Source organism: Haloferax marinum (genome assembly GCF_009674625.1).
GTDB lineage: Archaea > Halobacteriota > Halobacteria > Halobacteriales > Haloferacaceae > Haloferax > Haloferax marinum.
The window spans coordinates 1,136,310-1,152,518 of sequence record NZ_WKJQ01000001.1 but is presented as its reverse complement, the minus strand read 5'-3'; the positions used below and the strand labels follow the sequence as shown (position 1 = coordinate 1,152,518).

Annotated in this window: 19 protein-coding genes and 1 tRNA gene; 8 read left to right on the top strand and 12 right to left on the bottom strand. The window is 61.5% G+C overall.

The genetic code is table 11. The annotated features are described in order from the left end of the window. Positions 1–9 precede the first annotated feature (9 nt). Genes GJR99_RS05870 through GJR99_RS05855 form a run of 4 tightly spaced genes read right to left on the bottom strand, consistent with a single transcriptional unit; the run spans position 10 to position 1,494 of the window. A complete protein-coding gene (locus GJR99_RS05870) occupies positions 10–195 on the bottom strand; it encodes an RNA-protein complex protein Nop10 (RefSeq protein ID WP_151110204.1) in 186 nt (61 codons plus the stop codon). Next, complete coding sequence (locus tag GJR99_RS05865) at positions 195–995, bottom strand: translation initiation factor IF-2 subunit alpha (RefSeq protein WP_151110196.1); 801 nt, start codon at positions 993–995, stop codon at positions 195–197. Before GJR99_RS05865 ends, GJR99_RS05870 begins: the two co-directional genes overlap by 1 nt. Before the next feature lie 18 nt (positions 996–1,013). Continuing rightward, positions 1,014–1,208: a 30S ribosomal protein S27e gene (locus GJR99_RS05860; protein ID WP_151110194.1), complete on the bottom strand. Its 195-nt coding sequence runs from the start codon at positions 1,206–1,208 to the stop codon at positions 1,014–1,016. Between the two features lie 4 nt (positions 1,209–1,212). Beyond that, complete coding sequence (locus tag GJR99_RS05855) at positions 1,213–1,494, bottom strand: 50S ribosomal protein L44e (RefSeq protein WP_058572609.1); 282 nt, start codon at positions 1,492–1,494, stop codon at positions 1,213–1,215. 270 nt (positions 1,495–1,764) lie between these two features. Between GJR99_RS05855 and GJR99_RS05850 the strand changes: the two genes are divergently transcribed. Continuing rightward, positions 1,765–2,028, top strand: a complete 264-nt coding sequence (locus tag GJR99_RS05850) for an HAH_0734 family protein (RefSeq protein WP_151110192.1) — start codon at positions 1,765–1,767, stop codon at positions 2,026–2,028. On the opposite strand, the gene GJR99_RS05845 is transcribed toward GJR99_RS05850, so the two are convergent. Continuing rightward, a complete protein-coding gene (locus GJR99_RS05845) occupies positions 2,025–4,370 on the bottom strand; it encodes a DUF2298 domain-containing protein (RefSeq protein WP_151110190.1) in 2,346 nt (781 codons plus the stop codon). The genes GJR99_RS05850 and GJR99_RS05845 overlap by 4 nt on opposite strands. Before the next feature lie 96 nt (positions 4,371–4,466). Between GJR99_RS05845 and GJR99_RS05840 the strand changes: the two genes are divergently transcribed. The 4 genes from GJR99_RS05840 to GJR99_RS05825 all read left to right on the top strand — a co-directional run bounded on the left by GJR99_RS05840 (position 4,467) and on the right by GJR99_RS05825 (position 6,636). Then, the gene (locus GJR99_RS05840) at positions 4,467–5,252 is read left to right on the top strand and encodes a glycosyltransferase (RefSeq protein ID WP_151110188.1); all 786 of its coding nucleotides are present in this window, start codon (positions 4,467–4,469) and stop codon (positions 5,250–5,252) included. After that, a complete protein-coding gene (locus GJR99_RS05835; protein WP_151110186.1) occupies positions 5,245–5,712 on the top strand; it encodes a GtrA family protein in 468 nt (155 codons plus the stop codon). The genes GJR99_RS05840 and GJR99_RS05835 overlap by 8 nt, the downstream gene beginning before the upstream one ends. Positions 5,713–5,772: 60 nt before the next feature. Further along, positions 5,773–5,847, top strand: a tRNA-Met gene (locus GJR99_RS05830). A gap of 489 nt (positions 5,848–6,336) precedes the next feature. Next, positions 6,337–6,636, top strand: coding sequence for a hypothetical protein (locus GJR99_RS05825; protein ID WP_151110184.1), 300 nt, complete (start codon positions 6,337–6,339; stop codon positions 6,634–6,636). 232 nt (positions 6,637–6,868) lie between these two features. Here GJR99_RS05825 and GJR99_RS05820 read toward each other — a convergent pair whose 3' ends face one another. Beyond that, positions 6,869–7,267: a hypothetical protein gene (locus GJR99_RS05820; RefSeq protein WP_151110182.1), complete on the bottom strand. Its 399-nt coding sequence runs from the start codon at positions 7,265–7,267 to the stop codon at positions 6,869–6,871. Positions 7,268–7,608: 341 nt separating this feature from the next. Beyond that, positions 7,609–8,070, bottom strand: a complete 462-nt coding sequence (locus tag GJR99_RS05815) for a hypothetical protein (RefSeq protein WP_151110180.1) — start codon at positions 8,068–8,070, stop codon at positions 7,609–7,611. A gap of 233 nt (positions 8,071–8,303) precedes the next feature. Between GJR99_RS05815 and GJR99_RS05810 the strand changes: the two genes are divergently transcribed. Continuing rightward, on the top strand, positions 8,304–8,720 hold the full coding sequence (locus tag GJR99_RS05810; protein ID WP_151110178.1) for a Rieske (2Fe-2S) protein: 417 nt from the start codon (positions 8,304–8,306) through the stop codon (positions 8,718–8,720). A gap of 47 nt (positions 8,721–8,767) precedes the next feature. Here the strand turns inward: GJR99_RS05810 and GJR99_RS05805 are convergent, their stop codons facing one another. The 5 genes from GJR99_RS05805 to GJR99_RS05785 are packed head-to-tail and all read right to left on the bottom strand — an operon-like array spanning position 8,768 to position 13,636. Further along, a complete protein-coding gene (locus GJR99_RS05805) occupies positions 8,768–9,652 on the bottom strand; it encodes an aminotransferase class IV (RefSeq protein WP_151110176.1) in 885 nt (294 codons plus the stop codon). Then, entirely contained in the window at positions 9,649–10,326 is a 678-nt protein-coding gene (locus tag GJR99_RS05800) for an anthranilate synthase component II (protein ID WP_151110174.1), read from the bottom strand. The genes GJR99_RS05805 and GJR99_RS05800 overlap by 4 nt, the downstream gene beginning before the upstream one ends. A gap of 19 nt (positions 10,327–10,345) precedes the next feature. Then, the gene (gene pabB / locus GJR99_RS05795; protein ID WP_151110172.1) at positions 10,346–11,842 is read right to left on the bottom strand and encodes an aminodeoxychorismate synthase, component I; all 1,497 of its coding nucleotides are present in this window, start codon (positions 11,840–11,842) and stop codon (positions 10,346–10,348) included. Positions 11,843–11,899: 57 nt separating this feature from the next. Further along, a complete protein-coding gene (locus GJR99_RS05790; protein ID WP_151110170.1) occupies positions 11,900–12,781 on the bottom strand; it encodes a helix-hairpin-helix domain-containing protein in 882 nt (293 codons plus the stop codon). 45 nt (positions 12,782–12,826) lie between these two features. Beyond that, positions 12,827–13,636: a shikimate dehydrogenase gene (locus GJR99_RS05785; protein ID WP_151110168.1), complete on the bottom strand. Its 810-nt coding sequence runs from the start codon at positions 13,634–13,636 to the stop codon at positions 12,827–12,829. Between the two features lie 145 nt (positions 13,637–13,781). On the opposite strand from GJR99_RS05785, the gene GJR99_RS05780 reads away from it, so the two are divergent. After that, a complete protein-coding gene (locus GJR99_RS05780) occupies positions 13,782–14,753 on the top strand; it encodes a calcium/sodium antiporter (RefSeq protein WP_151110165.1) in 972 nt (323 codons plus the stop codon). A gap of 87 nt (positions 14,754–14,840) precedes the next feature. Beyond that, on the top strand, positions 14,841–16,199 hold the full coding sequence (locus GJR99_RS05775) for a sodium:calcium antiporter (RefSeq protein WP_154325946.1): 1,359 nt from the start codon (positions 14,841–14,843) through the stop codon (positions 16,197–16,199). The last annotated feature ends 10 nt before the right edge of the window (positions 16,200–16,209 follow it).

Genomic DNA, 16,209 nt, shown 5'->3' with positions numbered 1-16,209 from the left:
GACGGCCAGCTACTCGTCGGCGACCCGGCGCTTCCGCGCACGGCGGTACTCACCGTACGGGTCTTCGGGGTTGAACGGAGCGGGCGCGCTGTTCTCTGTGGGTGCGCCGCACTCAGGACACGAAGAAGAGAGTGTGTACACCGGGCGTTCGTGACGGTCGCGCCACACACCACACACCCGGATGTCAGATTTCATTACTCGTCGTCGCCGCTGCGTTCGCGGTGGTACTCTGCGGTTCCACCGGCCGCTTCGATGGCTTCGCGGGCGCGAGCGACGCTCGCGTCGAGTTCCGATTCGGCGGTCTTGTAGTCGGGTGCCTTCACCTTGATGCGGTATTCGGGCGCACCGACGTACGTGACCGTCAGTTCGATCTCGTCGCTGACTTCACCGTCGCCTTCGGCGGCCTTGAGGGCCTCCTTGACGTCGTCGACGCCGTTGCCCGCGGGTGAGCGCAGGTCGACGTAGCCGGTGACGTTGACGTACGGCACCGAGACGTTCTGGCGTGCGGTATCGACGATGGCGTCGAGTTCGTCGTCGTCCAACTCGACGTCGGCGAGTGCTTCAGTGCCGTGGATTGCGGCCTGTTCGAACCCGTCGTAGAGTGAGTCGAACTCGGCGAGCAGGGCGTTGGCGATAGCGCCGTACTGTTCGTCGTCGATGTCCTCGCCGAAGGCGATGGCCATCCACTTGTCCGCCTTCTGCTCGTTCTTCCACTCCTGGATTTTCTCTTTGCGCTGGTGCTCGTTGACGTCCTTGATGGAGAGGTCTATCTGCTGCGAGCTCTCGTTGACGTCGAGCACTTTGGCGACGACGGTCTGTCCTTCGCGGACGTGGTCGCGGACGTTCTTGATCCATCCGCTCGCGACTTCGCTGATGTGGCAAAGCCCACGTTTGTCTTCGTACTCTTCGAGGTCGACGAAGACACCGAAGTCAGTGATGTCGTCTACCTTCCCGACGACGAGTTCGCCGGAGTCAGGCCATCCGCTGTACTTCATGAGAAGTCCTCCAGGACGTTACGCCTCAAGTCCGTCGGTGTCTCGGCGCTCGACCGTCTCGACGACTTCGCCGTGGAACTCGGCGTTGCCGCCGGTCGGGGTCGCGAGGGTCGTGCCACAGACGGCACAGTTGACGACCGAGGAGGCCTTTCCGAAGACGATCTGTTCGTTCTCACAATCACTGCACGCGACTTTGTAGAAATTTCCTGCCATGTGTTTACTCCTGGAACTCGAGACGGCCTGCTCGCCAGCCCTTGCGCATGTGGGCCTTACCGCAGTCAGAGCAGATGTACTTCAGGTGCGTCTTCTTCGTCGGCTTGTCTCCACCGGGAACCTTGGAGAACTTACCGGCGTTACCGATGGTGGCCTTGCCGCGTCGGGTCTGACGGGCGTTCCACTTCATGCCGGTCGGACGGCCTTTGCGGACTTTTTCGACTTCGTGCTCGTGGTGACCCTTGCAGTTAGGGCAATACGTGTTGAAACGGCGTGGCATCTGCATAGATATCGACCTTGTGGATGGGTTTGGTGTCGCCCGTTAAAACCCGTTTGGTTCGCCGCGACCGCCAAACCCGCTCTCGAAGCCCAGTTCACCCCCTGTGGTACGTGTGGGCAGGCACCGAGACCTCTGGTTCGATACTCGCGTTTCGACGTGGTTCGACCCCACCTTCGACGAGGACATCGCACGCGGGCGTGAGAAGAAACAGTGTGGGCCCGTCACTCCACGCCCAAAGCCGAAGCGATTAAGCGGTGACTGTGCCAATCCCGGCACATGAAGAAGCTCATCATCCACGGCGACCCCGGAATTCGGCGCGACGCCGTCATCAAACACGACGGTGAAGAGTACGTCTGCTTCGCCATCGACCGGCAGGGCGACTGGCACGGTCCGGACCGCGTCCAGCTCTGGTGTACGGTCGGCACCGAAGACGAGCGCGAGGCGTTCGAAAAGCGCGAGTTCGTCCCTCACTGGCTCGAAACCGAGGGCGTCGACGCCGAGGCTATCGAAGTCGTTCGAAAGAGCGGCCAAGCGGCCTAAGGTAGTCTCGCTTCTTCTACCTCGTAGACCACGACAGACCCAGAGCGGTGGACCGGCGTCAACCACGGGACGTCGGTGTCTATCTCTCCGTAGCGGGCGCGTTCGCCGGGGCCGACCCAGACGTACTGCACGTCGTAGGCCTCGACGAGGCGTGTCCGGGTCGATTCGTTCCCGACGTACATCGCGTCGACGTCACGCACCCGGTCGTAGTACGCTTCGGGGCCGCGATAGCCGACTTCGTGTGCCCACCCTGCGACCGTCGGGACGCCCGTCAGACTCGATTCGGGATTCCCACGCCACGCGTACATGACGTACTCTCGGTTATCCTCGACTGTCGCCGACCACTTCGTGCCGGGCGCAGTGAGCATCGTCGGATTGCCTTCGACGTTCTCGTCGAGCCACGTAATCGCGGTCGATTCGTCTGCGTGATACCACTCTGCGAAGGCCGTCGCGTCGAGTGTCACTTCTTCTCGGGGCGTCTGCGTGTGGTCTGCGACGGCGAGCCCGGCGTACACCGAGGTCGAGGCGACGAGCAGGACGACGACGACGACGCCGAGCGCTCGAATCGCCTCACTGCGGACGAAAAACGCCGTGTTGGGGAGCGACAGGTCGGCGGCGTCTGCCGTGTCGCGGACGAACCCGGCGAGCACTGGCCCCATCGCACAGCCCCAGAGCACCCACACCTGCATGTACGTCTTGAACACGGTGTTCATCCGCCCTGGCCCGGCCTGTTCGTTGACGAAGACGAGTTCGACGAGCATCACGAGGCCCGCACCCGCGACGACGAGCACCGTGTCGAAGCGAGGAGAGTCGGCGAGTCTGAGGATAATCCATCCGACGAGGACGAACGGAACGACGAGTGCGAGCGCCGCAAAGGAGTGGACGACTGCCACGACGACGACTGCAGCGAGGCCGGCGACCACTGGCAGGAGGCGTCGTGGTCCGAGTCGTTTGGCGTAGTGGAGTGCGAACGCGCCGAGGAACGCGCCGTGAACGAGGACGAGCGCCCCGAACCCGGTTCGTTGGTCAGGTGAGAGAATCTCGATGGTTCGGGTACTCCCGCCGCCAGCGACGCTTCCGAGGAGGAATGGAATCGCGAGGGTGACGGCGAGCGCACCTGCGAGTCCGACGACGGTCGTGGTTCCGACGACTCTCGTTGCCTCTCGCGTCACTGGGTTGCGGTCGGTGAGTGTTCGAAGTCGCGCACTGCCGGGAACGAGTGTCGATGGGCGCGACGGTGCGAAGACCATTCCGAGGAAGAAGACACCGAAAACCGACGGGAAACTCCACGTGTCCACGACGATTTGCAGACCGCCGACGAGGGCGGTGACGCCGACGAGCAACCGGCGTTCTCCGACTGCCGACTCTGGCGTGCGGAAGTAGGCGAACGCCAGGCCCGCCGCGAGGAGCAAAAACGGCGTTCCCATCATGTGTGCGTGTAAGTCGCCGTTGAGCCACGCGAACAGCGGAAATTCGTTGATAGTGCCCGGAATGACTCGACTCGCGTCCCAGTACGAAAAGTCGGAAGCGCTGGCGAGAATCTGTGAAACACTGTACCGAGAGCGTTCCGCGACGGCCTGCGCGATTGGCCGTTGGACTCCCTCGGGGAGCGCGAGGAGGACGAACCGTCCCGCAGTGACGAGGTTGCTCGCGAACCCGACGAAGAACACGGCGAGGACACCGCCGAGTCGCCCACTTGCTCCTGTCGCACGCGAGATGCCGCGACCCAGTTCGAACGCCGCCGTCACGAGAAAGCCGAAGAACCCGGCTAGCGCGAGGTTGTACGCGAACTCGGGTTCGGTCCCCGTCGACCACGCCAAGAGAATCGACACGAGGTGGCCGCCGTAGTAGTAGCGAACGGGTTCCCCGGCGAACCACATGTCTTCGGGGGGGAGCACCGACGCCCGAGCGAGCGATTGGAGGAGGCCGAAGTCGAGGAACTTCTCGCCGCCACCAGCGTGGACTGCCGGGTCGAGAGCGCGGAGTCCGACGGCGAAGAGGAACGCGACGGCGAAGACTGCTGCTGCCTCCGCGACTGCTCGCCGGTCGATGTCGAGGTCGGGTGCGAGACGTAACTCGCCACTGCGGAGGGCCGACACGTCGAGACCACTCGCCGCAGAGGCGACGACGAGGGCGACGAGACCGACCAGCAACGTCGCGGGGCCGAACCAGACGTGGCCGACGTAGTAGACCGGCAACGTCACGACGACGAGCGAGACGGGGAGTGTGAATCCAGCGCCGTGGCCGGGGAGGCGGCGGAACAACCGGGCAGCGAGGGGAAGACCGATTGCCCAGAGGGCCGCGAACATCACCAGCCAACGGACCACGAGGGCGTACTCCATCTGACCGTGGAAGGTTCGGCCGACGCAATACGTTTTGTGATGACCGGTGCGCACGAGAGCGGTTTGCTTTTTACCCCGTTTGCAGAATGGACGTACATGTTGCAGTCTGTCGGGGTGGTGGTGCCTGCCTATCGGCCCGACCCCGACCGTCTGGTTCCGTACGTTCACGCGCTCGCCGAGGCGCTGGACCCCGACGTCGTCCGTGTCGAACTCGACGCACCCCTTCCGGAGACACTCGACGCCCTCGACGCCCTCCCACCGATTGCTGAGGTGAACGCTGTCGATGGCCGCCGCGGAAAGGGCGCCGCCATCACTGCCGGATTCGAAGCACTCGAGACCGACGTTCTCGCCTTCGCCGACGCCGACGGGAGTACTCCGGCGGAGTCGATGGCTCACGTCGTCGATGCAATCTCTCAGGGTGCCGACCTCGCGGTCGGGTCGCGGCGACATCCGGACGCGACGGTCGCCTCTCACCAGACGGTCGCTCGTCGCTATCTCGGCGACGGATTCGCGTGGTTGGCGCGACACCTCACCGAAGTCCCGTTGTACGACTACCAGTGTGGCGCGAAGGCTATCACCGCCGAGGCGTGGGCGGACGTGCGAACACACCTCTACGAACCGGGATTCGCGTGGGACATCGAACTCGTCGCCGTCTCGGGCGCCTTCGACCACCGAATCGCCGAAGTACCGGTCGTCTGGGAAGACCAACCCAACTCGACGGTCTCACCAGTCGACACGACACTCAAGATGGGCCGTGGCCTCGTCCGTGCACGTCACCGAGCGCGGACGATTCGTGAGGATAGAATCCACTCGTTCATCGCCGCCCGCAACGACCAACGGACCCTCGTCGACGACTCCTCGCCAGAGGTCACGGATGACTAACCGCTTTTCTGCGCTGTTGTCGGGTGCTCGAATCGGGAAGTTCGCGTCCGTGGGTGCTGTCGGCGCTGTCTTCGACTTGACCGTGAGCAGTCTGCTCATCGTCTTGTTCGGTGTCGTCGGCGAGGTGGCCAAACTCGTCGGTGCCGAGGTCGCCATCGTCATCATGTTCGTCATCAACGACCGCTGGACGTTCGCGGACGCAGGGGCGGACCACCTCGTGGCGAAGATTCGTCGGTTCGTGAAGTCGAACCTCGTCAGGAGTGGCGGACTCGCCGTGCAAGTCATCGTCGTCCGCCTCCTCAGAGAGGTTCCGCTGTCGATTCCAGTCGGTGGTATCGACCTCTGGCAACTCATCCCACTCCCCATCGCAATCGGCGCGTCGATGTTCCTGAACTACGTCGCCGAGAGTCTGTTCACGTGGCGTATCGGCGCTAGTTCGAGTCACCGTGACTCACGGTGAAAATTGACACACGGCTAGCGAAACAGAAGCCTTAACAATAAACGTCGCTTTTGTTGATTCAGCGGGATGGGATAGCCAGGAGATTCCGCCGGGCTCATAACCCGGAGATCGGTAGTTCAAATCTACCTCCCGCTATGTTTTTGCCGACCTCGACTCCTGAACGCCGAGTTTCGTCTCGGCGTGACCCACCGAGGTCGGTGTCATAGCTCGGGGTAATTTGAACTGGGGAGCGACTGTAAGGAGCGACCTGAGTTCAAATCTACCTCCCGCTACTTCTCCGGAACTCACACATCCAAGCGGCGCGTTTTATCGCGTCGTTCCGACTTGATTCTGTGAGAGTTGCAACGAGGAGACTTGAACCAGCGAGCAGCGCGAAGCGTTGCGAGTGAGGTACCCGCCGAAGTGAGCGGATAAGCACGTGACGTGTCGTTGCACGAGGTCATATCCGTCTCTCAGGACCTGTTGAAATGGACGAATTATGATAGTTTGTCGAAGCTATGCTGAATAGAGAGCGCTAGTCGGTCAGCGCCATCAGCACCGTTCGCTCGGCACAGCTATGAAAACCCCTGCAGCAGGCGGGCGAACACAGTCCATATTTATCCCACGTGGATGAATACGCGCTCGATGCCCTCCATCATCGACCAAACGCTGTTCAGCGAGCCCTCTGGTCGTCCCCTTGGACTGGTCTTCCTCTGTGGCGCACTCCTGCTGGCCGGGCAGCAGGGGTACTACGTCATTGTAGAAGGGGCGACACCGTTCTACGCTGTACTGTTTGTGATCGCCGGGATGGCCCTCTCCGGAATTGCCGAGTCCCTGCCGAAACCCCGCCGACTGGAAGCCGGTGTCCTGAGACTGACGGCGATTACCGTACTGGTGAGTCTCCTCGTGATCATCTTCTTCGCACCCGACCTCATTACTGCGTAATAGATGGAAGGCCTTCGAGTCCACCGGCGTTGTGAGAGCGCTGTTCTCACAAGTAACCTGCTGCATACACCTCTGAGTCGGTCACCACGCTTCTGACAGCATTTGGGGGGTTTCTACTGTCGTGCTGCATGTATAGCGCGTATCTGGAACAGATGATGCTTGAGAAAGGAGCTATCTTCCTCATCCGAGAGAGTGCGTCTGTAGGGTGTACCGAAGGTTCGACGTTCAATTTTCAGGCTGTGGACAACTCCCCAATATCATCTCGTCTTGCTCCCTGTATGCCACGCATATAGCCGATGACGAGAACAGCGATGAGCCCTAATGTCCCGAAGAACCGAACCACTGGTATTTCAACTAGCGCTGGAGTGTTTTGATGAATCACGAATCTTTCAACCGTGAGCCCGCAAATGATGAGAGTGAGGATAGTACCCCACAGCCATAGCGTCGCGTGTCCGAACTGAACCAGATGGGTGGTCTTCACAGCGTGACCGAGAAGTACGACAACAGTCAGGAGTGGTACGACTAGTAGAGTACGAACAGGATTCACTACCAGAACGCCGGTTCCGAGAGTGGCCGCCACGAAGTACACAAAAACCGAAAGCAAGGGACGAAGCTGGTGGAGGGCGCGCATATTTGAGTAGTAATTATGCCGATGTGGAAACAGTTTCGTCATATTTGCTTTGTCGCCGAGCAGGGCAACTAGTTGGTTTACCCACGGCAGGTTCGATCAAATAATCCTGAATCAACGTAATCTGCTGCTGAACTCACCCTCTAGATTCAACACGCCAATTCTGACAGCATCCGGGGACGTTTCTGTGGGCGTGCTGAATACAGGGCGCGAGTCGGTCACTCACCCCTCCGGTCTCGATGTTAGGAATACGGCGCATATGCAGCATGGAGGAACGACAGAATCAGGCTACCCAGTTCATTCAGTGTCAGCGGATGTGAGACCAGAGTTGGCACTCTAATATGCTATTGGCCGCTGGGATGTGCGCTGGTTTTAGTGCCTCCGTCTTCCTCGGTGGCGACGACGGTCTGGGGCAATTGATTTCTGAAGGTGATGATGGCGCGATAGGCGTCAACACTCTCGTCTCCGGTACAGAAGTTCCCAGAATTCTCTTTCTCGCCACTACCGACTGTTAGACGGAGTGTGTCCGTTTTTTCGTTGTAGCTGACTTTTTTGAACGCCGCCTTATTACAGTTACTTGAGCCGACGTACAGTTTTCCGGTGACGCGGACTTGTGACTCGGTTTCCACAAAGGCGATTTTCGGGGGGTCACGCACACCGGGTGTTTCATCGAAGAAAGCGTCTTCGGGGTCGTATGCGGCCAATTCTTTGCTTTCAATCGCAGCAGACTCGGGAGTGAGTTGACCGATACACCCCGCCGTGGCGAGCAACCCACCCAGTCCACCGAGGAGGGTACGACGATTCATAAGCCTCTGTATGACACAGGCTTGTAAGGTACTACTGGTGGTTCAAACGATGATTTGTCCAATAACGCATCGTTTCCCTGCTGAACTCATCCTCTGTCTGTGTCACGCACATCCTGTCATGTTCTGAGGAGTTTAACAGAACTCCCTCCGGTGATACTCCGCAAAGTCGTGCACGTCCCGTCTCTCCATCCACTTCCGAAGGAGATTTTCTCCCTCAATCCAACGAAAGCCCAATGAGTGACCTCGAACGAATCTGTTCGGTCGACGACGTGCCATCGGACACGACGTTTCTCTTTCGCGTCCGCGACGGCGACGACGAGGTACGCGAGGCCATCCTCGTCCGGGACGACGGCGACATCAAAAGCTGGTTGAACTACTGTATGCACCTGACGCACATCAAACTCGACAAGGGGTCGGGTGCAGAGATGCGCAACGGCGAAATAATCTGTGAGAACCACGGCGCGTACTTCGAAGCCGACTCCGGCTACTGCAACTACGGCCCGTGTGAGGGCGCTGTCCTCGACGGACTGGACATCACCATCGACGGCGACCACGTATTTCTCTCGGACGACGACGTCTCCTTCGAGGCGACGGGTGGCATCGAAACCGACCCTGCCGACCGGAGTTCGAAGTCGAACGTCGAGTTCTGACCCCTCGCTCGCTTCTGTTCTCTCGGTCGCTTCTACTCCACACTCGCTTACTTCTCGTAGTGTCGTCGCTCGACGTAGTCGTCGTAGAGGCGTGAGAGGAGTGTCGTCACCGGTCCGTCGCCGACACCGATTCCATCCACCGTCTCGACGGGGCGGAGTTCCCACGTCGAGTTCGTGAGAAACGCTTCGTTCGCGCCGCGCACGTCGTCGGGGGTAAAGCGCCGTTCTCGAATCGGGATGTTCTCCTGACGGGCGAGGTCCAAGACGACCCGACGGGTGATTCCGGGGAGGACCGGGCCGTCGAGACTCGGCGTACAGAGGGCGTCGTCGTCGACGAAAAACAGGTTGCTCGTCGCGCCTTCGGTGACGTATCCCTCGGAATCCAACATGAGCGCCTCGTCAGCGCCGGTGACGCGGAGTTCCGTTCGGGCGAGGATGCCGTTGAGGTAGTTGTGTGTCTTCGCTCGTGCCGGGAGGGCGCGGTCCGGAATCCGGCGGGTGCGGACTGTCTGCACTGTCGCCGGGCCGTCCCAGACTGGGTCTGACCCACGTCCGCCGCGTGGGAGCGGTTCGACGATGACGACCACTCTCGGGTCCACGTCCTCCGCAGGGGTGAGGCGGCCGGGTTGACTGCCACGCGTAACCGACAGGCGGACGTAGGCGTCCGAGAGGTTGTTTGCCGCCAGCGTCTCGTCGATTGCCCCTTTCAGGTGGTCGTCTGAGAGGCCGTGGTCCATCCCGAGGACGTCGCAGGTCTCGGCGAGGCGCTCTGCGTGGGCCTCCCAGTGGAACACGTCGCCGCCGTACGCTCGAAGCGTCTCGAAGGCTGCGTCACCGTAGAGAAATCCACGGTCGGTGACGGGAATCGACGCCTCGTCGGCAGGGACCACGTCGCCGTCGACGTAGTACAGACTGTCCGAGTCGTCACTCATTGGTCAGTCTCCGGGTTCCGCGCGGTCCATGCTTCCATCGCCGGCCCCTCGCCTGCGGCGAGTGCGACGAAGTTGCGGACGATGTCCTTCCCCGACTCTGTGAGGATGCTCTCGGGGTGGAACTGCACGCCGATGTGTGGTTTCTCGCGGTGGCGAACGCCCATCACGACCTGTGGTTCGTCGGCGTCCGTGTTGGTTTCGTCGCCTGTCGTGTCTCCATCGTCGGCACCGACGGTCGATGCGGTGACGACCAACTCGTCTGGGATGTCGTCGAGTTCGACCGCGAGCGAGTGGTAGCGCCCGACTTCGATTCGGTCTGGGAGCCCGGCGAAGATGCCGTTCCCGTCGTGTTCGATGACGGATGGCTTCCCGTGGACGACTTCGGGCGCGTGGCCGACGTGGGAACCGAGGGCAGCGCACAGCGACTGATGCCCGAGGCAGACGCCGAGCGTCGGGGAGTCGAGGTCGCGGAACACAGGGACTGAGACGCCCGCGTCGTCGGGGGTTCCTGGTCCCGGTGAGACGACGATTCCGTCGGGGTCGATGTTTCGAATGTCCTCGGTCGTCACGGCGTCGTTTCGGTAGACGACGACCTCGTCTGCGAACTCACCGACGTACTGGACGAGGTTGTAGGCGAACGAGTCGTAGTTGTCGACGACGAGGATTTGCGTCATCGGTCGGCCTCCACGGGCGTCATCGGTCTGCACCTACGGTCATCTTGGCGCGTTCACCCAGTGCCTCGTCGATGGCGGTGACGAGTGCGCGGGCTTTCGCCAGCGTCTCGTCGTACTCGCTGTCGGGGTCCGAATCGTGGACGATTCCCGCGCCGACTCGGAGGTGGTACTCGTCGCGGAAGCGGACGAGCGTTCGAATGACGATGTTCAGCACCGCTCGGTCGTCGAATCCGATGGCGAACATGCTCCCGGTGTACGGGCCGCGACGAGTCGATTCGAGTTCGTCGATAATCTCCATCGTCCGGGGCTTTGGTGCGCCGGTGATGGTCCCACCGGGGAACACGGCCGCGATGGCGTCTGCCAGCGTCGTCCCCTCGCGTCGGCGGCCTTCGACCAGTGAGACGAGGTGCATGACCTCCGAGTAGCGGTCGACCCGGCGGTACTCGGTCACTTCGACCGACCCGTACTCCGAGACCTTCCCGAGGTCGTTTCGTTCGAGGTCCACGAGCATGGCGTGTTCTGCTCGCTCCTTTTCGTCGGTCGTCAGGTCGGCCTCCAGCGCGTCGTCTTCTTCGGGGGTTGCGCCCCGTGGACGGGTTCCAGCGATCGGTTCGGTGACGAGTCTGTCGCCGTCGATACGGAGCAGGAGTTCGGGACTGGCGCTCACGAGGTCGAGACCGGGGAGTTCGAGGAGTCCCGAGTACGGTGCTGGGTTGACTGCTCGGAGGGCGGCGTACGCATCGACCGGGTGGACTGCCGCAGGTGCGACCAGTCGCTGCGAGAGGTTCGCTTGGAACGTATCGCCGTCGCGGATGTACTGTTTTGCCGTTCGGACACGGTCGGCGAACACCTCACGGCCACACTCACTCTCGAACTCCGCTTCGTGTGACTCGACCGGTGATTCGACTGGGTCGGGTGTTCCGTCGACTGCGTCGACTGCGAGTGCAGTCGCTCTGTCACGGGCGGTGTCGTACACGGCGTCCAGATTCGAGTCGTCGGTGACTCGGGGACAGCAGGTGATTCGAAGCAGGGTGTCGCCGTCGGTGCGTGGTTCTTCCCACGACGCGACGAGGTCGTACAGGCCGAGTTGTAGGTGCGGAAGGTGTCGGTCGTCAGCAGTGTGTTCGGGGAGCGATTCGAGTTCGCGCGCCACGTCGTACGAGAGCCACCCGAACAGGCCACAGGGGTAGGGAACGTCGCACGAACCGCGGACGAGCGTCTCTGCGTCTGTCAGTCCTTCGAGCGCGGCGAGGGTCGGTGCAGCGTCGTCTCGAGAGATGGCCGATGGACCGACAGTAAGGCGTTCTGCAGGGTCGACGCCGAAGGCGCCCCAACCGGATTGGCCGCCGGTCGTCTCGTAGAAGAATCCACCCGAATCCCGCCGGCTACGCCGATAGGCGTCGAAGGGGTCCGAAACTCGGACCCGGACTTCGACGGGGACACGTGCGCCGTCGGGAGCGCCCCCGGCAGTTTCGCGAAAGTCGTCGCGGTCGGTGACGACGGTCGGTGCGGTCATTACTCGCTCCAATCGGCGCGACAGGTAAACGGTTTCGTGACGTGTCAGCCGTCCTGCTTACGCGTCGTTCGCCCGGTCGATCCAGCGCTGGACTCGCTTCGGGGAGACGTCGATGGCGTCGCCAACGTCGTCCGCGTCTGCGCCCGCGAGGTCGGCGACGGTCTCGATGCCGATGTCGGTGAGTCGGTCGGCGTAGGCCGGGCCGATTCCGCGAATCGTATCGACGGAGGCCGACGCTGACTCGTCCTCGTCGGTTTCTTCAGTTTCTTCGACGTCTTCGGCTTCTTCAGCTTCTTCGGCCTCTTCGACGTCTTCAGTTTCTTCAGCTTCTTCGGTTTCTTCGACGTCTTCGGCTTCTTCAGTTTCTTCAGTTTCTTCAGCTTCTTCGACGTCTTCGGCTTCTTCGACGTCTTCAGTTTCTTCGACGGCTTCGGTTTCTTCAGTTTCTTCAGTTTCTTCAGTTTCTTCGACGTCTTCAGTTTCTTCGACGTCTTCAGTTTCTTCGACGGCTTCGGTTTCTTCGGCCTCTTCGGCTTCTTCGACGTCTTCAGTTTCTTCGACGGCTTCGGTTTCTTCGGCCTCTTCGGCTTCTTCGACGTCTTCAGTTTCTTCGACGGCTTCGGTTTCTTCGGCCTCTTCGGCTTCTTCGACGGCTTCGGTTTCTTCGGCCTCTTCGGCTTCTTCGACGTCTTCAGTTTCTTCGACGGCTTCGGTTTCTTCGGCCTCTTCGGCTTCTTCGACGTCTTCGGTTTCCTCTGTCTCTTCAACAGGCTCTTTCACTGCAGCTTCGTTCTCGACGGTTGCTTCACCGCTTCTGTCACGTGCTTCCCGTTCTTTCGTAACGGTCGGAGTCTCGTCACGTTCGCCGGCATCGGAGGACGACGTACCGCCACCAAATATCGAATTCACGAGCGACCGAATACTGTCGATAATGCCCATATTGGTTTCTTCTATGCAACCCCGTTATTTAAAAACAGGCACAGTTCAGTCGGTAGAAAGGTGTGAACGAAGGGTGTCGTTCATGCTGTCGATGGGTGCTTCGAGTCCGGTCCACAACTCGAACGCTTCGACGCCCTGAAGCAACAGCATCCACGCGCCGTCGATGGTGACCGCACCAGCACTAGAGGCGTCTCCCAGGAGTTTCGTCTCGATTGGTGTGTACACCGCGTCGAGAACGGCGAGGTCCGCGTGGAGATACGACGCAGGCACTGGTGTCTCGTCGGGTGCTTCCATTCCGACACTCGTTGCGTTGACGAGTACGTCGGCGTCGGCGATTCGTTCGAGCGTGTCCAACCCGCCGCCGGTGGCCCTGGGGACGACACTCGCCAGCTCTTCGGCTTTCGCGGCCGTTCTGTTGGCGATGTGGACTGCCGCACCGGCGTCAGCGAGTGCGAACGCGGCAGCGCGGCCTGCTCCACCGGCACCCACCACGACAGCGACCGAACCGTCGAGTTCGACGTCGTGGCGCTCGAATGCCCGCGTCACGCCGGCGGCGTCGGTGTTGTATCCTTTCGGCCCGTCCGGCCCGAAGTCGATGGTGTTGACTGCACCGATTCGTTCCGCGAGCGGGTCGGGGTCGACGAGTTCGAGAACGTCCTGTTTGAACGGTATGGTGACGTTCAACCCGGCGATACCGAGAGCGTCTGCGCCGGCGATAGCGTCCGCGATGGCCGACCGTTCCGGTTCGAAGGTGACGTATCGTGCATCGACGCCGGTCGCATCGTAGGCCGCCTCGTGCATCGGCGGTGACAACGAGTGCCCGACGGGATTGCCGACGAGACCGTACACTTGCATGGATTTGAGGAGTCTCGCCGTCGATATAATTCGCCCGTCTGCGTCGGATTCCGCCGCGACTGTCACGCGAGGATACTATGACAACCGATACCGACGGCACGGTGTACCGGCGTGCTTTTGTTCTCCCGTCGGTCTACTCCCGCTTATGTCGGCACTCGCAACCCTGCTTTCCTTCGATACCGCCCTCCTCGTGGCTGGTATCGTCGCACTCTATCTCGGGGCCGAGGCGCTCGTAGAGGGTGCCTCACGTCTTGCTATCGGTCTCGGTCTCCGGGCAGCAATCGTCGGCGTGACCATCGTCGCGTTCGCGACGACGACGCCGGAACTGTTCGTCGCCGTGCTGAGTGGACTTGGCTACAGCTCTGAACTCGGACTGGGCGCAATCATCGGTTCGAACATCGCCAACATCGGTCTCGTGTTAGGTATCTCCGCGCTCATCCAACCGATGGGCGTCTCGACTGCGACCCTTCGGCGCCACGTTCCCTTCATGGTCGCCGCGGCAGTCACGCTCGTCGTGCTCGGGATGGACGGGAACCTGAGCGCACTCGACGGTGGGGTCCTCCTCGTCATCCTCGTGGCGTTCACGGCGTTCCTGCTCTACCGCGCCCGGTCTGCGAAGGCCGACGCCATCGGAGCCGACGAAATCGACATCGACGACGAAGACGAGGTCTCGGCGCAACTCAAGGACGTCCTCTACCTCGGTGCAGGACTCCTCCTGCTGTTCATCGGGTCGAACTGGCTCATCCAGGGCGGCAAGGGACTCCTCGAAGCCTACGGCTTCAGCACGCGCTTTATCGGACTGACGATTCTCGCGTTCGGGACGTCGCTGCCGGAACTCGCTGCGTCCGTCATCAGCGCCGTTCGCGGGGAGTCCGAGTTCAGTATCGGGAACGTCGTCGGGTCGAACATCTACAACGTCGTCGCCGTCCTCGGTATCCTCGCCATCATGGTTCCGGTGAACGTCCCTGCGAGTACCATCGCACTGGACTTCCCCGCACTCCTCGTGTTCACGTTCGGCGTCATCGCACTGATGCTCCGTAACCGCGACGTGTCTCGACTCGACGGCGGGATTCTCGTCAGTGGCTACCTCGTATTCTTCTGGCTCATCCTCCCGTAACGGAGCGTTCTCCTAGATTTTGGTGAGATTCATCTCACACGATTGAAACGCAAGAGATACTGGGCTCCCAGTCACACTTGTACCACGATGGTACGACGACGACTGGGCCACCCGTTGGTTGCGGTGTTCGGCGCTGCCTTCCTCACACTGCCGTGGTTGGGGCTTCACACGGTGTTTAGCATCGAGTTACAGACTGGTGTCACCGTCGCACTGAGCGGTATCGCCGTCCTCGGCGCGTCGTTCCTCCTCGCGTGGGGGGCCGAGACGGCAGAGGCCGACGTACCGCGCGCCTTCGCGCTGGCGATTCTCGCAGTCCTCGCCGTCGCCCCCGAGTACGCTGTCGACGCTCTCTACGCGTGGGAGGCCGGTATCAATCCGGGGACACCCGAGTCTGCAGAGGCCGCGAGTCTCGCCGTCGCCAACATGACCGGCGCGAACCGCATCCTCATCGGTATCGGCTGGTCCGCAATCGCCCTCTTCACCGTCTATCGGGCGCGTGAAACCGGTGACGAGGCAGTCGAGAGGCGTCCCGGATTCCTCGCGGACGCCGTCCGCCTCGACAAGGACATCTCGACCGAGATTCTGTTCCTCTTCGCTGCGACGGTGTTCGCGTTCTTCGTCCCCCTCGGCGCTGGCATCGGCGCGTTCGACATGTTCGTCCTCGTCGGTCTCTACGTCTCGTACATCCTCGTCGCGTTGAACTCTCCCCACAAACACGAAGAGCAGATTGGCGTCCCGGCGTATCTCCAGTCGTACGTCAAACCGAAGCGAATCGCGACGACGCTCACACTGTTTTTCTTCTCGGGATTCGTCATCCTCGTCGCCGTCGAACCGTTCGCGCACGGTCTCGAAGAACTCGGCACTGCCGTCGGCATCCCGCCGTTCTTGATGATTCAGTGGGTCGCCCCGTTGGCGAGTGAGAGCCCCGAACTCATCGTCGTCGCCTACCTCGTCAACAAAGCGCGGTCGACCGCCGGGTTCAACGCCCTCATCTCGTCGAAGCTCAACCAGTGGACGCTCCTCATCGGGACGCTCGTCCTCGTCTACAGTCTCTCGCTCGGCTACTACGGCCCACTTCCCCTCGACAACCACCAGATGGGCGAAATCTGGCTGACCGCCGCACAGAGCTACTTCGCAATCGCCGTCCTCATCTCGCTCACCATCAGCGTCCGTGAGGCACTGGTCCTTCTCGGCCTCTTTTTCGCCCAGTTCCTCTACGCCGTCACGGAGACGACGCTCTCGCTTCCCATTCCTGGACTCGGCCTCGTCACCTTCGACGGAACCACGTCGCTCATCGCGTTCTCCGTCGTCTACATGGTGCTCGGGACGGGGCTCTTCGTCTTCCGGTGGCGGGAACTCGTCTCGGTCGCCAAGCGGTCGATTCGGCGAGTGAGAGGCGACTTCACCGACCCTCCGGGAGACACGGTCTCCCCCACCGAAGACTGAGCGAACTGGC